This is a genomic window from Acaryochloris sp. 'Moss Beach', from assembly GCF_021497025.1.
GTDB lineage: Bacteria > Cyanobacteriota > Cyanobacteriia > Thermosynechococcales > Thermosynechococcaceae > Acaryochloris > Acaryochloris marina_A.
Genome location: NZ_CP071717.1, coordinates 5000412 through 5019194 on the forward strand (window position 1 = coordinate 5000412; position 18783 = coordinate 5019194).

The 18783-nt window shown below is 47.8% G+C and carries 18 protein-coding genes; 12 read left to right on the forward strand and 6 right to left on the reverse strand.

Annotation, left to right across the window (positions count from 1 at the left end; translation table 11 throughout):
- The first annotated feature begins 30 nt into the window (after positions 1-30).
- The 7 genes from HRE53_RS23605 (at position 31) to HRE53_RS23635 (ending at position 7229) form a co-directional block, all read left to right on the forward strand.
- The gene (locus HRE53_RS23605; protein WP_212665525.1) at positions 31-378 is read left to right on the forward strand and encodes a carbon dioxide-concentrating mechanism protein CcmK; all 348 of its coding nucleotides are present in this window, start codon (positions 31-33) and stop codon (positions 376-378) included.
- A gap of 12 nt (positions 379-390) precedes the next feature.
- Positions 391-675 carry a EutN/CcmL family microcompartment protein gene (locus HRE53_RS23610; RefSeq protein ID WP_235108182.1) on the forward strand — a complete coding sequence of 95 codons (285 nt, stop codon included), beginning with the start codon at positions 391-393 and terminating at the stop codon, positions 673-675.
- A 226-nt stretch (positions 676-901) separates the two neighbouring features.
- Positions 902-3301 carry a ribulose bisphosphate carboxylase small subunit gene (locus HRE53_RS23615; protein WP_235108183.1) on the forward strand — a complete coding sequence of 800 codons (2400 nt, stop codon included), beginning with the start codon at positions 902-904 and terminating at the stop codon, positions 3299-3301.
- A gap of 72 nt (positions 3302-3373) precedes the next feature.
- Positions 3374-3919 carry a hypothetical protein gene (locus tag HRE53_RS23620; RefSeq protein WP_235108184.1) on the forward strand — a complete coding sequence of 182 codons (546 nt, stop codon included), beginning with the start codon at positions 3374-3376 and terminating at the stop codon, positions 3917-3919.
- 101 nt (positions 3920-4020) lie between these two features.
- Positions 4021-4773, forward strand: a complete 753-nt coding sequence (locus tag HRE53_RS23625; protein ID WP_235108185.1) for a BMC domain-containing protein — start codon at positions 4021-4023, stop codon at positions 4771-4773.
- Between the two features lie 169 nt (positions 4774-4942).
- Complete coding sequence (locus HRE53_RS23630; protein ID WP_235108186.1) at positions 4943-6283, forward strand: adenylosuccinate synthase; 1341 nt, start codon at positions 4943-4945, stop codon at positions 6281-6283.
- A 214-nt stretch (positions 6284-6497) separates the two neighbouring features.
- Complete coding sequence (locus tag HRE53_RS23635; protein WP_235108187.1) at positions 6498-7229, forward strand: trans-aconitate 2-methyltransferase; 732 nt, start codon at positions 6498-6500, stop codon at positions 7227-7229.
- Positions 7230-7233: 4 nt separating this feature from the next.
- Here HRE53_RS23635 and HRE53_RS23640 read toward each other — a convergent pair whose 3' ends face one another.
- Positions 7234-9024 (reverse strand): tetratricopeptide repeat protein, encoded by a 1791-nt coding sequence (locus HRE53_RS23640; protein ID WP_235108188.1) that lies wholly within the window; start codon positions 9022-9024, stop codon positions 7234-7236.
- Complete coding sequence (locus HRE53_RS23645) at positions 8999-10378, reverse strand: pentapeptide repeat-containing protein (protein ID WP_235108189.1); 1380 nt, start codon at positions 10376-10378, stop codon at positions 8999-9001. The genes HRE53_RS23640 and HRE53_RS23645 overlap by 26 nt, the downstream gene beginning before the upstream one ends.
- 334 nt (positions 10379-10712) lie before the next feature.
- On the opposite strand from HRE53_RS23645, the gene mgsA reads away from it, so the two are divergent.
- A complete protein-coding gene (mgsA, locus tag HRE53_RS23650; protein WP_235108190.1) occupies positions 10713-12020 on the forward strand; it encodes a methylglyoxal synthase in 1308 nt (435 codons plus the stop codon).
- Between the two features lie 21 nt (positions 12021-12041).
- Here the strand turns inward: mgsA and HRE53_RS23655 are convergent, their stop codons facing one another.
- Positions 12042-12380, reverse strand: a complete 339-nt coding sequence (locus tag HRE53_RS23655) for a hypothetical protein (protein ID WP_235108191.1) — start codon at positions 12378-12380, stop codon at positions 12042-12044.
- A 357-nt stretch (positions 12381-12737) separates the two neighbouring features.
- Here HRE53_RS23655 and HRE53_RS23660 point away from each other — a divergent pair, with 357 nt between their 5' ends.
- On the forward strand, positions 12738-13967 hold the full coding sequence (locus tag HRE53_RS23660; protein ID WP_315876651.1) for an MFS transporter: 1230 nt from the start codon (positions 12738-12740) through the stop codon (positions 13965-13967).
- A 36-nt stretch (positions 13968-14003) separates the two neighbouring features.
- Here the strand turns inward: HRE53_RS23660 and HRE53_RS23665 are convergent, their stop codons facing one another.
- Positions 14004-14345, reverse strand: coding sequence for a DUF952 domain-containing protein (locus HRE53_RS23665; RefSeq protein ID WP_212665537.1), 342 nt, complete (start codon positions 14343-14345; stop codon positions 14004-14006).
- 168 nt (positions 14346-14513) lie between these two features.
- Here HRE53_RS23665 and HRE53_RS23670 point away from each other — a divergent pair, with 168 nt between their 5' ends.
- Positions 14514-15257: a hypothetical protein gene (locus tag HRE53_RS23670; protein ID WP_235108193.1), complete on the forward strand. Its 744-nt coding sequence runs from the start codon at positions 14514-14516 to the stop codon at positions 15255-15257.
- Here HRE53_RS23670 and HRE53_RS23675 read toward each other — a convergent pair.
- Complete coding sequence (locus tag HRE53_RS23675) at positions 15233-15691, reverse strand: NUDIX hydrolase (RefSeq protein ID WP_235108194.1); 459 nt, start codon at positions 15689-15691, stop codon at positions 15233-15235. The two genes, HRE53_RS23670 and HRE53_RS23675, sit on opposite strands and share 25 nt — an antisense overlap.
- Before the next feature lie 336 nt (positions 15692-16027).
- Positions 16028-16519: a translation initiation factor IF-3 gene (gene infC, locus HRE53_RS23680; protein WP_212666221.1), complete on the reverse strand. Its 492-nt coding sequence runs from the start codon at positions 16517-16519 to the stop codon at positions 16028-16030.
- Positions 16520-16725: 206 nt separating this feature from the next.
- Here infC and HRE53_RS23685 point away from each other — a divergent pair, with 206 nt between their 5' ends.
- Positions 16726-17376 carry a hypothetical protein gene (locus HRE53_RS23685; RefSeq protein WP_212665540.1) on the forward strand — a complete coding sequence of 217 codons (651 nt, stop codon included), beginning with the start codon at positions 16726-16728 and terminating at the stop codon, positions 17374-17376.
- A gap of 452 nt (positions 17377-17828) precedes the next feature.
- Positions 17829-18773 (forward strand): MBL fold metallo-hydrolase, encoded by a 945-nt coding sequence (locus HRE53_RS23690; RefSeq protein WP_235108195.1) that lies wholly within the window; start codon positions 17829-17831, stop codon positions 18771-18773.
- Positions 18774-18783 lie beyond the last annotated feature (10 nt).

The following is an 18783-nucleotide window of genomic DNA, read 5'->3' on the forward strand; positions in this document are numbered from 1 at the left end:
TAAAAAAGCGAAAGAATGGAGTTATAAACTATGTCGATAGCAGTTGGGATGGTGGAAACCCTCGGATTCCCAGCAGTGGTCGAAGCTGCTGATGCCATGGTCAAAGCAGCTCGTGTCACCTTAGTCGGTTATGAGAAGATCGGTAGTGGCCGGGTCACGGTTATTGTTCGGGGCGACGTTTCAGAAGTTCAGGCTTCGGTTGCTGCCGGTACTGAGTCGGTCAAGCGTGTGAATGGTGGACAGGTTTTGTCTACTCATATCATTGCTCGCCCTCACGAAAATCTCGAGTATGTGTTGCCCATGCGCTATACCGAGGAAGTTGAGCAATTCCGTGAAAGTGTAAACGGACCGCGTGCGCTCCCTATTCGTAAATCCTAGACACAAATCTGAGTGAGAATCGCAAAAGTTCTAGGTACCGTAGTTAGTACCCAAAAAGCTCACAGCCTCCAGGGCACCAAGTTCTTGTTGGTACAGCGAGTTGATCATGAAGGTCAATTGCTTCCTGAATATGATGTAGCTGCCGATTGTGTAGGAGCAGGGGTTGATGAGTGGGTACTTATTACTCAAGGCAGTGCAGCTAGGCAAATGCCTGAATATGAACGGCGGCCATTAGATGCCTTAGTCATTGCCATTATTGATACCGTCTCGGTCTCAGGGGGGACGTATCTACAATAAGTAATCTATTTTGGAATTCCGTTGCTCGGATACATTTTCCAACCTTCTAGGAGGTGTGATTGCTTAAAGTCTTACATAAGATTGTCGGCATCCCAGCTGACTTCTTTGGCTGTTTGGATCATTGAAGTTGTCCCTGAGGCATCTCGATTGATTTCTAAGCCTAGTTAGCCTTCTCTTCTTTTGTCACTACTCACTCGCAATCGCGTTTTGTGTAGGGGAGTTCATTATGGTAATCCATAGCCAATCGACATCAGCACCCATGCAGACAGGGAATTTACCCGATCCACGGGTGCATTCTTCCGCCTATGTTCACTCATTTGCAAAAGTAATGGGTGATGTTCGTGTGGGGGCAAATGCGCTGATTGCGCCTGGCAGCAATATTCAGGCCGATCAAGGATTTCCCTTCCACATTGGCGACAACGTTAATATCCAGGATGGAGCAGTCGTTCATGCCATCGAGCCAGGGCAAGTCCGCGGTAAGGATGGCCAGAATTATGCAGTTTGGATTGGTAATAACAGTTGCGTCACCCATATGGCCCTGGTGCATGGCCCTGCATTTATCGGTGACAACTGTTTTATCGGCTTTCGCTCGACGATCTTTAACGCCAAGGTGGGTGATAACTGCGTAATCATGATGCACGCTTTGATTCAGGGGGTAGAGATTCCACCTGGCAAGTATGTGCCTTCTGGTGCCGTAATCACGAAACAGGAGCAGGCCAACCTCCTACCTGACGTATTGGCAAGCGATCGCAAATTTACCCAGCAAATTATTCACGTTAACGAAGCCCTAAAAGATGATGTCTCCGGGGCTAGCCCACACACCTCTATTCGACCCGCCCGAACCAATATCGGCCCTTCTCAATCACACCGTTTTACTACTGATACCAAGCCAATGAACCATACCACCCTAGATGCTGCAATTGTGAGTCAAGTTCGGTCACTCCTGGCACAAGGATATCGAATTGGCAGTGAGCATGCCGACAAACGCCGATTCCAAACTAGCTCTTGGCAGAGTTGCCCATCCATTACTAGTACCAATGAATCACAAGTTTTGGCAGGGATAGAATCTTGCATGTCGGAACATCAAGGGGAATATGTTCGGTTAATTGGTATTGATACCCAAGCCAAACAGCGAGTGTTGGAAACTATTATTCAACGTCCGGATGGTCCAGTGAAGTCGGCGTCTATCAGTTCTGTAACTAAGACCATCAAAAATTACACTACCAGCCATATCAGCAGCAGCGGCAGCATTGATGCGGAAATCATTGCTCATGTGCGCTCCCTCCTCGGTCAAGGCTATCGAATTGGGACCGAACATGCCGACAAACGCCGATTCCAAACCAGCTCCTGGCACAGCTGCTCTCCTATTGCTTCGCAACAAGAGTCGCAGGTGGTGGCAGCCTTGGAGGCCTGCATCGTTGAACATCAAGGTGAATATGTTCGCTTGCTGGGCATTGATACCCAGGCTAAACAAAGGGTGTTCGAAACAATTATTCAACGCCCAAGTGACCAGCCTACTGCAGCCCCTAAAGCATCCCGACCCGCTTCATCTTCAAGCAGCAGTTATGCCAGTACAAGTTATGCCAGCAGCAGCCCCAGCAGTAGGGCCAGCACTGGTTTAGGTGCAGATGCCATTGCTCAAGTCCGCTCTCTCCTTGCTCAAGGCTATCGCGTCGGTTCTGAGTATGCGGATAAGCGACGATTCCAAACTAGCTCTTGGCAAAGCTGCACACCCATCAATTCCAAGCAAGAATCTCAAGTTATTGCCGCCTTGGAAAGCTGTGTTGCAGAACATCCTGGCAACTATGTCCGCTTAATCGGGATTGACCCGAAAGCCAAACGTCGGGTCCTAGAAGTCATCATTCAGCGCCCAGACGACAATAGTAAGGCTAGTACACCTGCTCCTAAAGCGAGATCAGTCAGCTCCAGCTCTAGCTACAAGGTGGAAAGTAATAGTTCGAGCTACCGTCCTGCCCCTTCGGTTGGCATGGATGGAACGGTAGTGAATCAGATTCGCTCTCTCTTAGCCCAAGGCTATCGAATTGGCACTGAATATGCAGACAAGCGTCGGTTCCAAACAAGTTCTTGGCAGAGCTGTACCCCTATTGCTTCCCAGCAAGAATCTCAGGTCATTGCTGGAGTGGAAGCCTGTATAGCTGAACATCCCAATGATTATATTCGTCTGATTGGCATCGACAAGCGAGCTAAAAAGCGAATGTCTGAAACAATTATTCAACGTCCTGGCGGATCTACTGCGACTCAATCATCAGTGAAGACGTCAAGTTCTCGCTCTTATCAAGCCCCTGCGGCCCAAAGCTCTCGAGGACGTGGATTTAGCCCCCAAAATAGTGGTGGTTTAGATGCTGATACCGTAGCGCAAGTGCGATCGCTCTTGGCCCAAGGCTATCGAATTAGTACAGAATATGCGGACAAGCGCCGGTTCCAAACCAGTTCTTGGCAAAGCTGTCCTCCTATTAAAACCCAGCAAGAATCTCAGGTCATTGCCGCGTTAGAAACCTGTATGGCGGATCATCAAAAAGAATATGTCCGTTTAATCGGTATTGATACCGATGCCAAGCGACGCGTCTTAGAATCCGTTATCCAAAAGCCTGTGGCGGCTCGCTAGATGTCCTTTCTAAAGGGTCTTAGTCTGAACGACTTTTCCACTCATAGCCTAAGAACCTAAGGTTCCTTGCTAATGCAACTCTCACCCCCGCAACCCGTTAGTACCTCGCATTTTTGTGTGATTGGGGATGTCAGCATCCATCCCCACGCCAAAATTGCTCCCGGTGCTATCTTGCAGGCTGCTCCCCAAAGCAAAATTGTGATTGCAGCAGGGACCTGTATCGGGACGGGGGTTGTCATTCAAGCGTTTCAGGGCACTATTACCGTCGACAGCAATGCTGTTTTAGGAGCGGGAGTGTTGGTTCTAGGCAAGGTCACCATTGGCATCAACGCCTGTATTGGCGATTGCACAACCATTATCAATACTGATGTTGTGGCCCACCAGGTCATTCCAGAAGGCTCATTAATGGGAGACTCTGGCCGATCTTCCTTTGAAGAAGCTCCTGCCAGCGAGACGTCGCAACCTCTTCAAGATAATATCTATGCATGGTCAAGCCCTTCTCCAAGCCATAGCCCATCCCCGATAACTGGCAGGCCACAATCCAGGTCTCACGTGATCGGTCAAGCTTATGTAACGCAAATGCTGCAGGTCTTGTTTGCTCGTAACTCATCTCCGTAATCCCTATGCAAATCAGCTATTGCGGTTATTGTTAAACTGAACGAGACTAAACCAGAAGAATTTTTAGGTTCAACGTCTCCGCAAAAGTATTGCTCACCGATATGATTCCTGCATCAAAGTTAAAACGGAAACGCAGACCCGATAGTGCCTTGGGTTTGTTGTCTACCCCAAGTTTTCCGGCGATTGTAGGGACAGCAGATGCAATGCTCAAGGCTGCGGAAGTAACCTTGGTGGGCTATGAAAAGATAGGTAGTGGTCTATGTACCGTGATTGTGCGAGGCAATATTGCTGATGTACGTCTGGCGGTGGAAGAAGGCAGCCGCTTAGCCGAAAAGCTAGGGCAAACCGTCTCTAAACTGGTGCTTGCCCGACCCATGCCAAACTTAGAAGCGGTGTTTCCCATTGGCAGCCATCTGGTGGAAATTGCTCAGCAGCAACGGGGCTATTCTCGCTTGAGCAACCAATCCATCGGTCTTCTGGAAACTAAAGGCTTTCCTGCCATGGTGGGGGCAGCTGATGCGATGCTCAAATCGGCCAATGTCCAACTCTCTGCCTATGAAACCATCGGAGCAGGATTATGTACTGCTATGGTCCGAGGGTCTGTTGCCAATGTTGCGGTTGCTATTGAGGCGGGCATGTTTGAAGCAGAGCGAATCGGCGAGCTAAATTCGGTGATGGTGATTCCTCGGGTGATGGATGATCTCGAAGCAATGTTACCGGTGGCGAGCTGCTGGGTCGAAAAACCCTTACCCCTAATCTTCTCTAATAAGGTTAAAGAGAAGGAAAAAGAGTTGGTGCCATTAGAGGATCTAGAACAACTCTCTCGCACCATTGAGCAAGAACCCGATGCTTGAACTTGCGTCTAAAGCATTAATCTCTCTGGGGTTTGGGCAATATATATCTGTAACTGCAGGCAAGGTTATCTCCCAGTGGGCAGGAGAGATTCTGACAGCGAGATTGACAGAAGTCTCCCCCACTACCGATAATTATTGTTTGTGAAATAGTTGTTTTTTTAATAATCCCTTGGCTAACGTAGTTGTAATTGGTGCTCAGTGGGGCGATGAAGGAAAGGGTAAGATAACCGATCTGCTAAGTCGTTCAGCAGATGTGGTCGTACGGTATCAAGGCGGAGTAAACGCTGGCCATACCGTCGTCGTCGATGACCAGACCTTTAAGTTACATTTGATTCCTTCCGGCATTCTCTACCCCAACACCGATTGCATCATCGGCTCTGGAACTGTGATCGATCCAAAAGTTCTGATCGAAGAGCTAGATATGTTGGATGGGTTGGGAATTAGTACCAGCCATTTGTTTATTTCCGAATCAGCCCATGTCACCATGCCCTATCATCGGTTGATTGATCAGGCCTCGGAAGAGCGCCGTGGTGACCATAAAATCGGCACCACTGGCAGAGGCATTGGCCCCACCTACGCCGATAAGTCAGAGCGAACCGGCATCCGCATCCTGGATCTGATGGATCCAGAAGGCATGAAAAAACAGTTGCGGTGGACCGTTAACTATAAAAACGTCATTCTGGAAAAACTCTACAATCTACCTCCCCTAGATCCAGAAGAGGTGATTGCCGAGTATCAAGTCTATGCGGATCGTCTGCGCCCCTTCGTTGCCGACTGTTCCTTAAAAATCTACGATGCCTATCAACAGCACCGAAACATCCTATTTGAAGGTGCCCAGGGAACGTTACTTGATTTGGACCATGGAACCTATCCCTACGTTACCTCTTCCAACCCAGTAGCTGGCGGTGCCTGTGTGGGTACGGGCGTGGGTCCAACGATGATCGACCGGGTCATCGGCGTGGCCAAAGCCTACACCACTCGGGTGGGTGAAGGTCCATTCCCGACAGAGCTACACGATGAGATGGGTGTGGCCCTCTGTGAGCGAGGCGCTGAATTTGGAACGACCACTGGACGTCGACGACGCTGCGGTTGGTTTGATGCCGTAATTGGTCGCTATGCCGTCCGCATTAATGGTCTGGACTGTCTAGCGGTGACCAAGCTCGATATTCTAGACGAAGTGGAAGAGATTAAAGTTTGTGTGGCCTATGAGATTGATGGCCACGAGTCGAAGGACTTTCCGACGAATGCTCGACAATTTTCTCGATGCAAACCCGTTTATAAAACACTGCCCGGCTGGAAACAATCTACGATTCATTGCCGGACCTTAGACGATTTACCCCCGAAAGCCCTGGACTATCTCAAGTTCTTGGCAGGTATTGTAGAAGTTCCCATTGCCATAGTGTCTCTAGGGGCTGAGCGGGACGAAACCATTATCGTGGAAGATCCCATTCATGGGCCGAAGCGAGCCTTACTTTATTCCAATGGTGAAACCCAAGCAATGTCTGCTTAGGCCATTCTCCAAAACTTACTTGAGTAACACCCTCCATTACCTCTAGACTTACTAGCCTGCGATCTCAATGCTGAATCTTTTGAACTGTTGAGAAGCAGTGGCTTACTCCTTTGGGTGGCTAAGAGGATAACTTAGGAATCCGGTTTATATCGTTTTTGGGCAGTAGTGCCTTCTGATTCGGCGCCTAAGGAGTTAGATACCTGAGGAAAATAGTATGGGAGATTGGTATAAAGCTGACCTGGCCTATATCCACGATATTGGATATGGCGATTTCGCTGACCAAGCGGCTGTCGAAATCTTGGTCTGCTTTCAAGCACATCAGATTGAATCGGGTTTAGTGGTCGATTTAGGCTGTGGGAGCGGCATCTGGGCAGATCACCTAGTTCAGGCAGGGTATCAAGTAGTGGGCATTGATATTTCGGAAGCCATGATTGAGCTGGCCCGCAATCGAGTTCCTACTGCAGAATTTCGGGTGGAGTCCTTATTTACGGCCAGTCTACCCACCTGTCAGGCGGTGACAGCCCTAGGGGAAGGTCTAAATTATTTATTCGATGCAGAACACAATTCGTCTCGCCTAGGTCCTATATTCCAGCGAATCTTTGATGCCCTTGAGTCTGGAGGACTGTTTCTGTTTGATCTAGTGGAGTCTGGGCAGGTGGAAGTGGGACAAACTAGTCAAGGCTTTCGAGAAGGGGACGACTGGATGGTTCTGGTTGAGAAACAAGAGGATTTAGAAAAGATGATCCTGATGCGACGGATCATCACCTTTCGGCAAGAGGGTAGTCTGTATCGGCGGGATGAAGAAATTCACCGACAACAGCTCTACAATGCCGAAGAGATTGCTGAACAGTTGAGTCAGATAGGATTTCAAGTTCAAATCTCCAATGCTTATGGTGAATACGAACTTGCGATCGCACGTAAAGCTATCACAGCTCGAAAACCTTAAACATCTACTTGGAAGGCTGAATTCGCTTCTTGACCCGCTCTTGATTCAGCAAAGCTAGGGAATGATTGGGATTGAGACTAAGGGCTTGTTCTAGGCTAGCTAAGGCTTCAGGAAAATTCCCCAGCGCCTTTAGGGCTATCCCTTTCCCTGTCCAATAATCGGCATTTTTTTCATTAAAGGCGAGGGCTTTGTTATAGGCAGCCACCGCCCGACTATAGGACCGCAAGCCCATCAGAGCTAGAGCTTTGTTATACCAAGCGCGATCAGATTTGGCATCCAGAGCCACAGCTTGATCCGCAGCAGCTAGGGCCTGTCCATAGTCTTCTAGTCGCCAATAGGCTGCACTTTGATTAATCCATATTTCTACTAGTGTCGGTTGCTTACCGGTATTGACATCTCCCTTTAAAGCTCGATCGTAAGCCGCAACGGCTTCTTCTAACTTGCCAAGAGTCGCGAGAATCCGGCCTTGGTTGAACCAGGCTAGGGAAGATTGAGGATCATACTCCACGCCCTGTTCCGCAGCATCCAAGGCCTCATCAAATCGCCCTAAACGCCACAGTGATAAAGCCCGAGCACTCCAAGCATGGGCATCTTTAGGCATGATGGCTAACGCCCGATCGATGGAGGTGAGGGCTTCCTTGAACCTGCCAAGACCAATCAGTGCTGTGCCCCGCTGGCTCCAGGCAAAGTCCAGCCCTGCCTCTCCCCAATCTCCGTCCCCTTCTTGGAAGGCTTTTTCGCAGCTGGCTAGGGCCGTCTCAAACTGGCGAAGTTGATTGGCATTGGCACATTGCTGAATTAGGGCCGCAGAAGATTTAGGGGCCAGGGTAACGGCAAATTCATGGGAAGCTTGTGCCTGTTGATGTTCTCCCAATTGATCCAGCAAAATCCCCTGTTGAGACCACAGCTTGGGATTCTCAGGGGCAAAAGCGAGAGCCTTGTCATAGTTTTCAAGGGCCTGATTATACTCTCCTAATTGTCGATGGAGTTGGGCAAGTTGGGACCAACCCATGGCAGCAGAGTTGTCTGGCCAGTCTTCTTGGAGGGCGCGATCGCAGGATTGAAACGCTCGTGAATATTGCTTCTGTGATGCCAACACCTGACAGTGGCCAGCCCATGCTCGTCCATCATGTTCATTGATATGTGTAGCCCAATCATAGGCAGCTAAGGCTTCGTCAAATCGCTTCAACTCAAATAATGCTGCTCCTCGGTAATACCAAGCCTGATCAGGTAACGATTGCAGCCGTTGATCTGCCACTTGCAAGGCTAATTCACAATCTTTGAGAGCAGGTTCATAATTTTTGAGTTGAAAAAGGCTAATGCATCGCTTCGCTAAAATCTGAGGTTTGTCGGGTTCAAGCTTTAGAACCTGATTGAAGGCCGCTACAGCTTCAGAATGCTTGGCTTGGGCAAAAACAATCGTGCTGCGATCGGTCCAGGTTTGCGGATCGTTGGAATTTAAAGCAATCGCTTGATCACACGCTTTGAGAGCTTCTGCATATTTTTCATTTTTGAGCTTTTTATCATATTGCTTTTTCTTCAGAGCTTCGTTATTTTGGGCTTGCTGGGTCAGGCTCTGACATAATCCTGCCCAATGACCATAATCTTGTAATCCTTCTTGGGCATGAAGGCTTTGGGGTAGCAAGGCACTCAGTAGGAGGGGCGATGCTATTCCCCATAGCAGTAATTTTGCACTAGACCCGATGCCATATCCCTGTACCAGATTCAACTGACGGCTAGTTTTTCCAAAGATGATCAATAATCTTTTTTTAGGGACAAGAGTGGGTTGTTCCATCAGGCATCGTGGCTCCACACAAGTAGGCATCGGTAAGGGTGGTACCCTCAACGTTGGCATTTTCTAGATTGGCTTCTGCTAGGTTGGCATTTTTGAGGGTCACGGCTTTGAGGCTGGCTCCCGTTAGATCGGCCCGAAACAGGTTAGCTTCGGTCATATTGGCCCCATCCAAAATGCTTTGGGTTAAATTAGCCTCGGGCAATTGGGCTCGAAAAAAATCAACTTGGCTGAGATCAGCTTGAACTAAGTCAGCCGTTTTCAGTTCTAGCTCTCTACCTCCCTGGTTGACCAGTTCCCACACCTGCCGCCATTTATCGGCCAGAACAGTTTTGATATTGATTTTGCTCTTGTGTAGCTTTGCCAGATTAAGATCGGCCCCTTCCAAATTGGCGTAACGTAAATCGGCACCTTGTAAATTGCTATTGGTTAAATTGGCTCGACGAAAATTTGTATAGCGGAGACGGGCATTACTAAAATTAGTGGCTCGCAGGTTACTATCTTGCAAATTGACAATAAACAAATAAGCCTGGGACAGATCCGCTTCTTCCAGCTCTGCCCCTTCTAAATTGATGCCCACCCAATGCACACCACTCAGATTTTTGCCTTTTACCGGTGCGGCAGATGCTCCCGTAGTGAGTGCCTCAGATGTTTCTGTGGAAGTTGGCTTCTTGATCGGTTGCGGATTGACAATCGCCCAAGCATCTCGCCATTTCGGATCTAAAACTGTGGTGTCATCAATTTTGGCGTCTCTCAAATCAGTATTTACTAAATTGGCTCCAGTCAAATCGGCTCCAATCAAATTGGCTCCCTTCAGAGATGCTCCTTCCAAATTGGCGTTTACCAGCTTTGCTCCTACTAGCGATGCATTCTGTAATCGAGCTTGAGATAAAGTAGCAGTGGTCAGATCAGCCTGATTCAACTGTGCCTGAGCTAAGTTAGCCCTAGCTAAATTGGCTTCCATTAATTTCGCTTGGCTCAAGTTGGCATCACGGAGTTGAGCGTTTTCCAGATTGCTGAGTATCAGCCGTGCTTGAGATAAGTTAGCCCGGAATAAGATGGCTGCGCCCAATTGGCTTTCCTCTAGATTGCTGAGGGTGAGTTGGGCACTAGAAAGGATCGCCTCCCGCAAATCGGCTTGTTTGAGATCCGCTCGAAGTAGATCTGCTCCATCTAGCTTGGCTCCCCGCAGATTTGCTTCTTTAAGATTGGCCCCTTTTAGGTTGGCATTCCGAAGATCAGCTCCACCTAATTTGGCCTTATCCAGCTGACAGTCGGCACATTCACGTGTTTCTTTTAGCTGATCAACATGATCGCTTTTGGCAGCCTGTACTGACTGCACGAAAATGGTGAGCACAAAAACTCCACTCACTAGTCCTGATGAAGTTTTTGCAATCTGGCTAATCCGCAAAACCCGAACCTCAGATTTTAGGAAAGATCAACTACAGATCATGGCATGTTCGCTTGCTACAAATGATTAGACAAAGGTCTAGCATCATCAGGAAGAACACAAAATTAGATTCATCATGGGTCAACCAGATCATGCATGATCGCTGTGTAAAGCGGGAATCACTGATACGAATTTCGGGAGATAAGCCACTGATAAGCTTGGACACTTGAACGATTCTGTCAAGCTCATAGAACAACGTATGATCAACAAAAGACACAGGTTTTGAGCACGAGGCAATTGCATGGCAGCTACGATCGCATTGATCGCACACGATCGGAAAAAAGATCAAATCGTTGAATTTGCCAAGCAATACCAACCTGTCCTTTGTCGGTATCGCATCATTGCCACAGGTACGACTGGGCAACGGATTCAGGATGCTACAGACCTTGATGTAGAGCGAATGCTGTCAGGCCCTATGGGAGGTGATGCCCAAATTGCAACCCAGGTGGCTGAGGGCAAAGTTACCGCCGTTATTTTTCTCATCGATCCGCTCTATGCCCAACCCCATGAACCCGATATTCAGACCCTTCAACGGATTTGTGCCGTTTATGATGTACCCGTTGCCATCAATGTAGGGACAGCAACGGCCATCCTAGAGCAACTGCGCTGTACCCGAGTCGCCCACCTTATTTTCAATCCAGTGTCTGGGCAAGGCAATGCCGATCACGATCTAACTTTGATAGAAGAACTTCTCAGTCCAGCCATGGAACTAGTGGTGCATTTAACCACTCCAGATACCCATCCCAGCGAACTCGTGGAAGATGCGATTTCAGCTCAAGCCGATTTGATTTTGGCTTCCGGTGGTGATGGCACTATCTCTGCTGTGGCAGGGGCATTAATTGGATCCAATATTCCTCTGGGAGTGATTCCTCGGGGAACAGCCAACGCTTTTGCGGCGGCCCTCAGCATTTCCCAGGGATTTACACCTATTCGAACGGCCTGCAACATTATTATCCAAGGGAAGACTTGGGTGGTCGATGTGGCGAAGTGTAACGATCAGCCGATGATTTTACTAGCAGGGATTGGATTAGAGGCAGAAGTAATTGAGCGAGCAGACCGAGAGGCCAAAAATCGTTGGGGGGCTTTCGCCTACATTATGGAAGGGATTAAGCAGTTCAATCAGCAGGAGCTTTTTGAAACGGAGATTGAGGTGGAGGGCGTGATCAAAACCTTTAAGGCCGGTGCCGTCACGATCGCCAATGCTGCACCCCCTACTTCAGTGATGGCCCAAGGGGCAGGGGTCGTCGATGCTAGTGATGGACTGCTGGATATTACGATTGGCGCTCCCCAAACAGACTTGGAAGCGGTCGGAGCAATGGTGAATTTAGTGGGTGCCGCCCTTCTGCGCCAACCCACCAATCGAGAAGACATTATCAATCTCCAAACTCGGCGGGTGAAGGTAAAAACTCAACCACCCCAAAAGGTTGTGGTGGATGGGGAGATGATTGGGACAACCCCCATCGAAGTGGAATGCATTCCTCGGGGGTTGGTTGTTTTTGCCCCAGAGTCAGCAGATCTTCATCAGGAAACTTCGGAACCAGAAGCCTAAGTGGGTTAAAAGACATACCGACTAACGATGGAATCCTTTATGGTCATGATGGAACTTACGATCATGACCATGGTGCTTGTCGTGATGCTTCTTATCGAATTTTTTGAATTTCTTGAATCCAAAATTAGGGGAGCGACGGAATCGGTTAAAGCGTCGGCGACCATGATTTCGCCGACGGAATCTGCGGCGACTATGAAAACCACGACGATGATGACCAAATTTGTTGAACTTTAAGGAGACCAATTGAGGCTCTTGCTGGTCAGAAAATAAACCAATCTCGGCGGCTTTCGCTTCGCTGATACCAATCGTGAAAACGGATAAGCTGAGTAATGCAGTGGAGAGTATACGTTTCGGAGTCATCTTCTGTGCCTCTTTTGTCGTTAATATCAATTTAGAGCTGGAACCTGAGAAGAAGCTGATGACTGTCTGAGGTGAGGTGATCAGATTGCTGAAGATTTTCAACCATAATAATATCGCCCTTATTTGCAAGCATTCACGCTCTCTGGGACTCCTAATTCGTTAAGCTGAAGACTCTTTGGTTCCCATCGTCTCACTAGGTTTTGCATGAGGTTGCGAAATAGATTGTCTAAGCAACGGACTGATCAACATCCACCACAGATCCATCCGCTGCTTCGTCCTCAATGGCCTTTTGATCCTGGCAAGCTGCCCTTCTTTTATGGCTGGGCGATTTTAGCAGCCTGCACCATCGGAATCATCATGAGTATCCCGGGTCAAACCATGGGAGTGAGCGTCTTTACGGACTATTTGATTGAATCGACGGGGGTATCGCGGCTGCAGCTTAGCAATGCTTATCTGATTGGCACGGTAACCAGCGGCTTGTTGTTGCCATTTGGGGGTGTATTTTTAGATCGGTTTGGAACGCGCCTGTCTGTGGTGTTGGCTTCAGTTTGGTTGGGGCTGACGTTGGGGTATATGAGCGTGTGCGATCGCATCGCCGTATCCCTCAGTCAAACCTGGAATTTACCCACCTCCAACTATATTGCCTTTGGTTTGCTGGTACTGGGATTTACCAGTCTGCGATTCAGTGGGCAAGGCATGTTAACCATGTCCAGTCGTAACACCTTAGGTAAATGGTTTGATAAGCGACGGGGTTTAGCCTCGGGGATTGCTGGAGTCTTTATTTCTTTTGGCTTCGCCTCAACCCCTTCTATTGTCAATACCTGGATTGAAGCTACAACCTGGCGGTGGACCTGGGTCAGTATGGGCTTAATGGTCGGATTGGGCATGAGTAGTTTAGGCTGGCTTCTCTATCGAGACAATCCTGAGGAATGTGGTCTACAGATGGACGGGAAATTCAACCCCTCAGCCCCCCCACCATCTCAAGCTTCCGTTGACACCCGCAGAGATTTCACTCGCAGCGAAGCACTCCGCACCCCTGCTTTTTGGGCCGTAACATTAGCCTTATCCTGTCAAGCTTTAGCGATCACAGGCATTACTTTTCATATCGTCGACCTTGGAGCGGAAGTGGGCTTAACTAAAGCCGAAGCAGTCGCCCTATTCATCCCGATGGCGTTGGTATCGACGATAATGGGATCTTTGATGGGCTTGGCTGCCGATCGAATTCGGCTGCAATTTCTGTTTATGGGCATGATGACAGCCTTAGGAATTGGCATTGCCAGTATGGCTAATTTAGATATTGTGGCTTTGCGCGGGTTTGCCATTGCTGGATTGGGCAGTAGTGGGGGGTGTTTTGGCACCTTATCTGCCGTGGCATTACCCCGCTTTTTTGGTCGAACCCATTTAGGGGCAATTTCAGGGGTACAGATGATGAGTATTGTATTTGCCAGTGCGATTGGTCCTTCTTGGATGGCACTGTTTAAAAACTTTGCGGGATCCTACCAACTAGGCCTCTATTGCTTTTGTATTTTTCCACCCCTTATTCTATTGCTCAATTGGATGGCACCTAATCCACAGGCACGCAGGTGAGAATCGACTTTGAAAAAGTTGTCAGACCTTTAGCTATTAGTGCTCAATTTCTGGAGGTAGTTTAAATTCCCCGGATGGAGTAGGTAAAAACGGATATGTATTTGGAATAGCAGCTAAGGGAATAGCCCCATAGATATGGGGATACTGCTCTTCTCCTCCCTCACAATTCTCATATCGCAGCTCCATATCCAAAAGCTGAGGGTTGATTTCTAGTAAAACTAGATCTGTGCGATCGCAAAACAAACGGTGGGCCACTTCTAAGACTTGATGCTGATCGGAGCAGTGAATAAACCCCTCAGTCGTAAGGGAAGAGGCGCGATACTCCCTAGCCGTTTGGGCAGCCTGCCAATCAAACTTTTGAGCAATATGGAAAATCATACTTTTGAGTCAGACCTCAGTTCTGAAAGGGGTAACAAGTACACAATAGAGATTAGTTTATCCTGCAACAACCTGAATCTCATTGTGTTGAGAGCTGAACTCCTCAGTGTTCCTATCCTAAAGACCCATATCCACTCTGTTCAAAAGATCTGATTGGTCTTTAGCAAAATGATAGATTTTCTGCAATCAAACTGGATTGACCCGGTTCAGACAACAGTCCATGATAGATATGGCAAATGGTTTCTTGGAGCGGAGATATCTTTAATGAGTGACAGTAATAAAAGCCCATTTAATCAACAACTTACTAAATGGTGGGACTTAGTCTCAGCTAAAGATACATGGGATTCGTTTAAAAAATTCTTTGAATTGGCATGGACCATCATTAAAGAAACAGGTATCCTGGCTTACCTGTTTATTCTTGGGGGACTCGTTTCAATTGGTTGGGTTAAAGATCGCTATACTGACTTGTCTGAAAGCGTAAAGTCTCTACAAAACCAAGCAAATGAAGTAGGAGATGGCAACCTTGTGTCGGAAGCCGGTAAATCTCTGATAGAAGCAACTAAAAAAGGAGCAGATAATGCGCTGCAAACTGCTCGCACGAAGTTAGATATTAAAGTACCGGAAAAAAAAACTAAAGAACCCGTAGCAGCTAAGCCTACTGCGAGCAAACCACCCGTTTCTGCCCCAGCGGCAAGCCCTGCTCCTGCTAGCACCCCCGGCCCCTTCACCATCCCCCATCTGCCGAAAGTAAGGCTGAAGAAGAAGTCACCCGGGAACCCGATTCTCAAGAGCCCCCAGAGTCTCAAGAATCATGAGGTTTTAGCAAAGCCAAAACCAACCTCAATATTGTGCATAATTCTCTATCAATCTTTCGGACTGATGGAGAATTATTTTTTTGGGCTTCCAAGATGAAGTTGAAATGCCATAAAATCCAACAAAATTTTCTGGTGGGGATAGGCTAGAGGGAATGTGCCTTGGGCTTTTTGGGAGTATCGTTTGCTATCCTGAATTTCTTCAGGCGAGAAAAATCCCCAGTCCCAACCTTCCATGAGTTTCAATTCAGAAAGAGGAACTGTAAGGGGGGCATAGTAAACATGGCGAACGACGCCTGGATCAGGATAGAGATTAAATAGCTTAATGGTGGATGTGCGATAACCCAGTTCTTCCATAAGTTCTCGATGAATAGCATCGTCTGGATGTTCGCCCGGATCGCAATGCCCACCAAAAAAGCCCCAATGCCCTGGATAGGCAATACCTGGAATATCATCCCGAAGCTGCATTAAGTACTGATTTTGCTGATACAGAATTGCGATCGCAACTGAATGCGATTTCTCTTCAGAACTCATGGGTACAGATTGCTCCTGCATAATCCCTGAAATCCTAGCTTAAAGCGGCGAGTAACACAGGCATTAAGCCCTACAAATCTCCAAAACTTCGCCCTTAAGCTTTTGAGTTCGCACCAGAGATACTGATTCTCAACCCTTGAAGGCGAATGAGATACTTTACTGTGCCTTGCAACATCTGCTTGTTGAGTAAGCCTAGTCCAAACTCAAGACCTTAGTATCAACACTTTATACGTACCCAAATTGAGCGGAGTGCTATTTGTGAAGTGCAGCACTCCGCTCATTGAATTCTCGCTATCCTATACTCTCTTACCTATACGCAAGAGAGAAAAAGCAGTGTTATACAGGCACAAGTTGAACAATCAACGCACGTCGATCAAAGATTTGAACCTCACTTACCTTGCTTAAATCCTCGATGACTCTCTGCAATAAGTCGGTGGCTCGGTCACGATGCTGGTGTTCTCGGCCTCTCAAGCGCACTTGAAACTTGACACTGTCTCCCTTTTCAAGCCACTGCAAAGCCCGACTAATGCGGACCCCATAATCAGCTTCGCCCACATTTGGGCGGAGTTTTACTTCCTTCAGAGAAGGTTTAGAGGAAGACTGCTTCTGACGCTTCTTCTGCTCATATCGATACTTGCCAAAATCCATAATCTTGGCGACTGGTGCGTCCTCTCGTTCGGAGACGACCACCAAGTCCAGTTTGGCCTGCTGGGCCAGGGAAAGCGCTTCTTGTGTATCAACAATTCCTTGCTTAGTCCCTGTCTGATCGATCAGTAGGACTTTTTTGGCTAGGATTTTGTTATTGATGGAGGGTTTTTTCAGAATAATGTTGACCTCAAATCTAAAAGATCAGTATAGACACATTGCGATCATAACTGACTCTTACCCCCGTTTGGTTCTATCTACAGGATGACTTAGGGTCGAGTGTCGTTTAATTTTTGCCTACTCCAAGCTAGCGGACGGTTACCTACAGATATTGGGTATTCTAAGTTCCACTTCAAGGGCTTGAGTAACGGGCAATAGACAAGGTGGAGATGGGCATCTTTCTCAGATATATATTGGCTTTTATGGTCGTTGCTGGCATTGCCATTAATTGCACTCTCTATTATTCAGTCAAAATGCTTTGTCAACCAGAACGCCTATTCGAGATAGTTTCAAACATTAACGACAGAAAGTTCAGTAAGGCTTTTCATAAGCTCAATGAATCAGCCAAGTCACTTTCCTTCTCTCATGAAGCCTTTTTCCTCTTTCATGGTGTTATTGGACCACCTTTGCTCTGCACATCATGGATTAATACACAAGAAAAAACGAGGATGTTGGCCTACCTAGGAGGTGGGGTGAAGAGCATAGATTTTGTCACAAAATATAGCGATATTCGCAGCCTGACAACGGCCTCAAGCAATGAGGCAATGTTACTGCCTTATCCGCCGTCCTATTATGTCCAAGCGTTTACGGGAATTGGCGTACATGCTCAATACCACAGACACCAAGAAGCAAGGACGTTAATTGAGACTAAGCTAAAGATTGCACCCATCATGCCTCATCAGGATGTGGTGAGTGGAGCATCAGTGGCAATGAAGAGGCAAGCGAAATATATTATGCGCTTGCCCTATTGGTACTTAAGAGGCGTCTATTGGTATTTAATCCGCAGATACAATAGGGTTAATCGGAAAATAATCTTATAACAGCTTTCCAAGCTCAATAACCGCAAGGAGAAACCGATGGAATCACTGCATTTGCAAATGATAGTCCTGAATGACTTTCACATTCATCGTTTCTAATTGCAGCGATCGTAATGCTGCTGCCGTCGCCCCTGCAATCGTCGTCTTATAGGCTAGGGCAGACCGTCAAATCAAGCGACTATCAGCATGGGTATTGGCAGATGGCGTAAAATATCCACAAAACCTGAGATTTGCGCCCATTAGATTAAGCAGACAGCTAAACTTATCGTCACCAGAAAACGCATCTCAGAGACTTTAAAGACAAGTGAATAGGGGCAAAAATGAGAGAAAAAAGCTGGTATAGGGCTCTATCGAGGGCAATAAAAAACAATCTTTCTCACAGGCTTCGACGCTGGCAGTTACTGGTATTAGCCGCAGGTTTAACCTTTAGTATGGTGCTGTTGGGGACTAGTGCGATGGCCTTAGGCCGGTCGGTGATCAGCGCACAAATGGATCTTCCTCAAACTAAAGCTGAAACAGGACCAACCAATGCCGCCGTCTATCACTTTAAAGTGGGCGACTTTAAGGCCATGGTGGTGAGTGACGGTACCCTATCCTTTCCACCAAACTTCTTTGTGCCCAAAGCTGACCCCAAGGCAGTGACAGCAGTACTGAAGGAACATTTTCTCGCAACCAAAGATGTTTTAGCCCATATCAATGCCCTATACCTTGAAACCGATGAACATAAAGTTCTGATCGATACAGGCGCAGGGACTGCCTTTGGTCCCACTGCTGGTCATCTGCTGGAAAATCTTGAAGCCGCAGGTATTACTGCCCAAGAAATTGACACAGTTATTTTGACCCATGCCCACCCAGACCATATCGGCGGTATTTTAGATCCTAAGGGCCAGCTGCGCTTACCCAATGCCCAGTTCTATATCTCCCAGGCAGAGTCTGACTTTTGGATGGCGGACACCGTGGAACTGCCCAAATCCCTATTAGACAAGGAAACAAAGGCTGGGACGATTATGGGGGCCAAGAAGAGACTAAGCGCTATTCAAGATCGGACGACCCTATTTGCCATGGGCAGTGAGGTCATTCCCCATATTCAAGCCGTTGATTCTACGGGGCATACTCCCGGACAAGCTTCCTTCCTCATTACTTCCGGTGAAGACAGTCTACTCACCACTGGAGACGTTTTCTTTAGCGATCCGCTTAACTTGGAAAACCCAGACTGGGAAGTGGCCTTTGATGGTGACCCTGAACAAGGTGTAATCGCTCGTCGTCAGTTACTGGAAACGGTTACTGCTCAGCGCCGCCTGCTGTTGGTGCCCCATATGCCCTTCCCAGGGCTGGGTCACGTTAGAACTCAAGGGGATGCCTATGGGTGGGAGCCAGTTGTCTGGCGGTTTGCCGTTTAGCTGATCCATT

Coding starts and splice junctions, on each gene's coding strand:
- HRE53_RS23605 (WP_212665525.1), top strand. CDS start 31: ATGTCGATAGCAGTTGGGATGGTGGAAACCCTCGGATTCCCAGCAGTG.
- HRE53_RS23615 (WP_235108183.1), top strand. CDS start 902: ATGGTAATCCATAGCCAATCGACATCAGCACCCATGCAGACAGGGAAT.
- HRE53_RS23620 (WP_235108184.1), top strand. CDS start 3,374: ATGCAACTCTCACCCCCGCAACCCGTTAGTACCTCGCATTTTTGTGTG.
- HRE53_RS23625 (WP_235108185.1), top strand. CDS start 4,021: ATGATTCCTGCATCAAAGTTAAAACGGAAACGCAGACCCGATAGTGCC.
- HRE53_RS23635 (WP_235108187.1), top strand. CDS start 6,498: ATGGGAGATTGGTATAAAGCTGACCTGGCCTATATCCACGATATTGGA.
- HRE53_RS23640 (WP_235108188.1), bottom strand. CDS start 9,024: ATGGAACAACCCACTCTTGTCCCTAAAAAAAGATTATTGATCATCTTT.
- mgsA (WP_235108190.1), top strand. CDS start 10,713: ATGGCAGCTACGATCGCATTGATCGCACACGATCGGAAAAAAGATCAA.
- HRE53_RS23655 (WP_235108191.1), bottom strand. CDS start 12,380: ATGACTCCGAAACGTATACTCTCCACTGCATTACTCAGCTTATCCGTT.
- HRE53_RS23660 (WP_315876651.1), top strand. CDS start 12,738: ATGAGTATCCCGGGTCAAACCATGGGAGTGAGCGTCTTTACGGACTAT.
- HRE53_RS23665 (WP_212665537.1), bottom strand. CDS start 14,345: ATGATTTTCCATATTGCTCAAAAGTTTGATTGGCAGGCTGCCCAAACG.
- HRE53_RS23670 (WP_235108193.1), top strand. CDS start 14,514: ATGATAGATTTTCTGCAATCAAACTGGATTGACCCGGTTCAGACAACA.
- HRE53_RS23675 (WP_235108194.1), bottom strand. CDS start 15,691: ATGAGTTCTGAAGAGAAATCGCATTCAGTTGCGATCGCAATTCTGTAT.
- HRE53_RS23685 (WP_212665540.1), top strand. CDS start 16,726: ATGGGCATCTTTCTCAGATATATATTGGCTTTTATGGTCGTTGCTGGC.
- HRE53_RS23690 (WP_235108195.1), top strand. CDS start 17,829: ATGGCCTTAGGCCGGTCGGTGATCAGCGCACAAATGGATCTTCCTCAA.